Raw genomic sequence first — 4,074 nt, 5'->3', positions numbered from 1 at the left:
CTCCGCCTGGGCGCGGCCGACGTCGTGTATGGGGAAACCGTGCGCGGCGGAGGCGGCCAGTCCGAAGGGATCGGTGCGCCGGGAGCCGAACATGGCGCTCCCGGGCTCCTCACCCGGTTCACGGACCGCCTCGCGCGCCGTCTCGCGCAGCTCGTCGAGCCCGCCCGCGGGCAGCCCCTGGAGCCGGGCGAGGAAACTCTCGGAGGGAGTGGGGGTGGAGACCTCGGCGAAGACGTGCTTCAGCCTGCGCTGGGCCTCTGCCTCGACCCGGCATCTGCCACAGGTCGCCAGATGGGCCAGCACACGCTCGCGCGCCTCGTGTCCCAGCTCGCCGTCCACGAGGGCGGAGAGCCGGTCACCGAGGTGCTGTTCGGCCGGCGTCGGACGTGACTCACTCACGCGGTCGCGCCTCCTCCTCTCAGCGCCGGAAGGCGGGTGACTCCGAACCTCCGCTCGGCACGCGCCTCGGGAGAGCGGTGGGCGAGCGCCTTGCGCAGCTGCGAACGCCCACGGTGGATGCGGCTGCGGACGGTGCCGAGCTTCACCCCCAGGGTCGCGGCGATCTCCTCGTACGACAGTCCTTCGATGTCGCACAGGACGACCGCGGCACGGAACTCGGGCGCCAGCGTGTCCAGCGCCTGCTGGATGTCGGCGTCGAAGTGCGCGTCGTTGAAGACCTGCTGGGGCGACGGCTCACGGCCGGGCAGCCGCTCGGCGGCGTCCTCGGCGAGCGCGTCGAACCGGATGCGCTGCTTGCGGCGCACCATGTCCAGGAAGAGGTTGGTGGTGATCCGGTGCAGCCAGCCCTCGAACGTGCCGGGCGAGTACGTGGACAGCGAGCGGAAGACCCGGACGAAGACCTCCTGGGTGAGGTCCTCGGCGTCGTGCTGGTTGCCGGTCAGCCGGTAGGCGAGCCGGTACACCCGCGCACTGTGCGTGCTGACGATCTCCTCCCAGGTGGGCGGAGTCCACGCCGGCCCGTCCCCGTCGGTGGCGAACGTCGCGGTGCGGGCGGGCTCGGCGGAGGGACGGTCGGCCTCACGGCCCGCCCCACGGTCAGCAACGGTGTCGGTCACGGATTTCGGCCTGGCCGCCGACCCGAGAAGGCGTCTCAGCCCTCCGCCGCGGTCTGCGGGCGCGGCCGCACCTCCCCTGTCGGCTCTGGTGGTGTCCAGTGGAGCCCCTACCATAGCCATCTCGTCCGTTAGCTCCGGATAAGCAGGTTTGCGAGAGTTTGCCACTCGCTCCATCGACGCTTCCCCCGTCTCCTTCATGCCTTTCCCCTCACCCTTCAAACGCGGCGTCCCGCCGCCAGGTTCCCGACGGCTCCGGATACAGTCACGACGAGATGCGTCCGGTGGGGACGCCGGACGCGCGGACGCGGGCGCGAGTGGGTCGGGGACGGGGACGGGAGGCGGCCATCAGCAGCAACGGGCAGGCGAGTTGGGCGCTGGCCGACGCCTTCGTCGCCGAGGACGAGGCGCTGCTCCGGGCCCGGGACCGGGCGCGGGACGCCGGGCTGCGCCCGGTGACGCCCACCGCGGGGTCGGTGCTGCGGCTGCTCGCCGCCTCGGTCGGGGCCAAGGCGGTCGCCGAGATCGGCACCGGCACCGGTGTCTCCGGCATCCACCTGCTGAACGGGATGCGGCCGGACGGCGTGCTGACCACGGTGGACACCGAGCCGGAGTACCAGCAGGCGGCCCGCCAGGCCTTCCGGGCGTCGGGCTTCGCGGTCAACCGCGCGCGGCTGATCCCCGGACCCGCGCTGGACGTGCTGCCCCGGCTCGCGGACTCGGGCTACGACCTGGTGTTCTGCGACGCCGACCGCCTGGAGGTGCTGGAGTACCTCGCCGAATCGTTGCGGCTGCTGAGACCGGGCGGCCTGGTGGTGTTCGCGGGCGTGCTGGCGAACGGCCGGACGGTCGGGACGGGACCGCAGCCGACGGAGGTGCTGCGGCTGCGGGAGCTGCTGCGCGAGGTGCACGAGAGCGACGTCCTCCTGCCGTCCCTGCTGCCCGTGGGCGACGGCCTGCTCTGCGCCGCCAAGCGCTGACCCGCGGACGGGCCGTCCGGAAGGGACGCCGCAGGAGACCGCCGGAAACAGCCGCCGCCCGGTCCCCTGGGGGACCGGGCGGCGGACGTCACACTGAGTGGTGGTCGCGCGTCAGCCGACGACCTTCTTGAGGGCGTCGCCGAGCGCATCCGCCTCGTCCGGAGTCAGCTCGACGACGAGCCGACCGCCGCCTTCGAGCGGAACGCGCATGACGATGCCCCGCCCCTCCTTGGTCACCTCGAGCGGGCCGTCGCCCGTCCGCGGCTTCATGGCCGCCATGCTCGTTCCCCTTCCTGAAACCAGCTCAACCGCCGTGCCGGAAGACCTTGAGGAGGACGAACCTCGAAAAGGACCGCCCACCCCGAGCGGGCAGGCGTCACCGACATCGAACACATTGCTTCCTGGCCATTATCCCGCATCCCGCGCACCAATGACCAACATCAGTCCGCATCGCTTGCGCAACGCGCGAGGCCAAAACCACTCAATTCGGGGATGTCACTGCGATACTGCGCCCTCGATCTGACCTGCCGCGACCGATTGGTGTCCGGAATTCTTTGGCCGAGGTCACACACGGGTCACCGTCCGCCTTCGTGAATCTCCGCCATGCTGTCCTCGGACAAGAACCGACGGAGGGAAGTCGACATGGCCGACACCGTGCTCTACGAGGTCAGCGACGCGCTGGCGATCATCACCCTGAACCGCCCGGCCGCGATGAACGCCCTGAACGTGGAGGCGAAGGTCGCGCTGCGGGAGGCGCTGCGGACGGCCGCGGCGGACCCCGGGGTCCGGGCGGTGCTTCTCACCGCGGCCGGCGACCGGGCGTTCTGCGTGGGCCAGGACCTCAAGGAGCACATCGAGCTGCTCGCCGCCCAGGACGGCGGCGAGGGCGGTGACGGTCCCGGGCGGCTGAGCACGGTGAGTGAGCACTACAACCCCATCGTCCGCGCGATCGCCGGCATGGCGAAGCCGGTGGTGGCGGGCGTGAACGGGGTGGCCGCCGGCGCCGGCTTCGGCTTCGCGCTGGCCGCCGACTACCGCGTGGTCGCGGACACCGCGACGTTCACGACCTCGTTCGCGGGAGTGGCGCTGACCGCCGACTCGGGCGTCTCCTGGACGCTGCCCCGGGTCGTGGGCCCGGGCCGCGCCACCGACCTGCTGCTCTTCCCCCGCTCCGTCGACGCCGAGGAGGCCCTGCGCCTGGGCATCGCCGGCCGGGTGGTGCCGGCCGCCGACCTGCGCGCGGAGGCGGAGAAGGTCGCCCGGAGGCTCGCCGCGGGGCCCACGGTCGCCTACGCGGCACTCAAGGAGTCCGTCGCCCACGGCCTGACCCACTCGCTCGAGGAGACCCTGGAGAAGGAGGACGAGCTCCAGGGCAGGGCAGGCGCCTCCGAGGACCACCGGATCGCCGTGCGGGCGTTCCTGGCCAAGGAGTCCCCCCAGTACCTGGGCCGCTGAGCAGCCGGGGCGCCGGGGCGCCCGGGCGGCTCAGCCGTCGCGCAGCGCGCAGTCGGCCAGGTGGTCGTTGGTGAGACCGCAGGCCTGGAGCAGCGCGTAGGCGGTGGTGGGACCCACGAAGCGCAGGCCGCGGCGCTTGAGCTCCTTGGCCAGCGCCGTGGACTCCGCCGTCACCGCGGGCACCTCGGCCAGGGTGCGCGGGGCCGGGCGGGGAGCGGGGGCGTGGGACCAGATCAGCTCGTCGAGCTCGCCCGGCTTCCACCCGGCCAGCACCTCGGCGTTGGCGAGCGTGGCGTCGATCTTGGCCCGGTTGCGGATGATCCCCGGGTCGGCGAGCAGCCGGGTCCGGTCCTCCTCGGTGAAGGCGGCCACCTCGGCGATCCGGAACCCGGCGAAGGCGGCCCGGAAGCCGGCGCGGCGGCGCAGGATGGTCAGCCAGGAGAGCCCCGACTGGAAGGCCTCGAGGCAGAGCCGTTCGAACAGCGCGTCGTCGCCGTGGACCGGACGGCCCCATTCCTCGTCGTGGTAGGCGAGGTAGTCGGGGGTCGAGAGCCCCCACGGGCAGC

At 72.6% G+C, this 4,074-nt stretch carries 6 protein-coding genes; 2 read left to right on the top strand and 4 right to left on the bottom strand.

Annotated features, from left to right (window positions below):
* Together HW445_RS20940 and sigE are read right to left on the bottom strand one after the other, a co-directional pair.
* Nucleotides 1-399: anti-sigma factor (locus HW445_RS20940; protein ID WP_180222519.1), on the bottom strand; the 399-nt coding region annotated here is incomplete at its 3' end.
* Nucleotides 396-1,190, bottom strand: coding sequence for an RNA polymerase sigma factor SigE (gene sigE / locus HW445_RS20935; protein ID WP_151771407.1), 795 nt, complete (start codon nt 1,188-1,190; stop codon nt 396-398). The genes HW445_RS20940 and sigE, both read right to left, overlap by 4 nt.
* A gap of 158 nt (nt 1,191-1,348) precedes the next feature.
* Between sigE and HW445_RS20930 the strand changes: the two genes are divergently transcribed.
* On the top strand, nt 1,349-2,053 hold the full coding sequence (locus HW445_RS20930; RefSeq protein ID WP_218957225.1) for an O-methyltransferase: 705 nt from the start codon (nt 1,349-1,351) through the stop codon (nt 2,051-2,053).
* Nucleotides 2,054-2,164: 111 nt separating this feature from the next.
* Here the strand turns inward: HW445_RS20930 and HW445_RS20925 are convergent, their stop codons facing one another.
* A complete protein-coding gene (locus HW445_RS20925; protein WP_003966491.1) occupies nt 2,165-2,332 on the bottom strand; it encodes a DUF3117 domain-containing protein in 168 nt (55 codons plus the stop codon).
* Nucleotides 2,333-2,695: 363 nt separating this feature from the next.
* On the opposite strand from HW445_RS20925, the gene HW445_RS20920 reads away from it, so the two are divergent.
* Nucleotides 2,696-3,508 carry an enoyl-CoA hydratase/isomerase family protein gene (locus tag HW445_RS20920; RefSeq protein WP_180222517.1) on the top strand — a complete coding sequence of 271 codons (813 nt, stop codon included), beginning with the start codon at nt 2,696-2,698 and terminating at the stop codon, nt 3,506-3,508.
* Between the two features lie 30 nt (nt 3,509-3,538).
* On the opposite strand, the gene HW445_RS20915 is transcribed toward HW445_RS20920, so the two are convergent.
* The coding region (locus HW445_RS20915; protein WP_180222516.1) for a DNA-3-methyladenine glycosylase I at nt 3,539-4,074 on the bottom strand (536 nt) is incomplete at its 5' end.

The organism is Streptomyces sp. UH6, from assembly GCF_013421635.1.
Taxonomy (GTDB): Bacteria; Actinomycetota; Actinomycetes; order Streptomycetales; family Streptomycetaceae; genus Streptomyces; species Streptomyces abyssomicinicus.
This window is presented reverse-complemented; position numbering and strand designations above follow the sequence as displayed.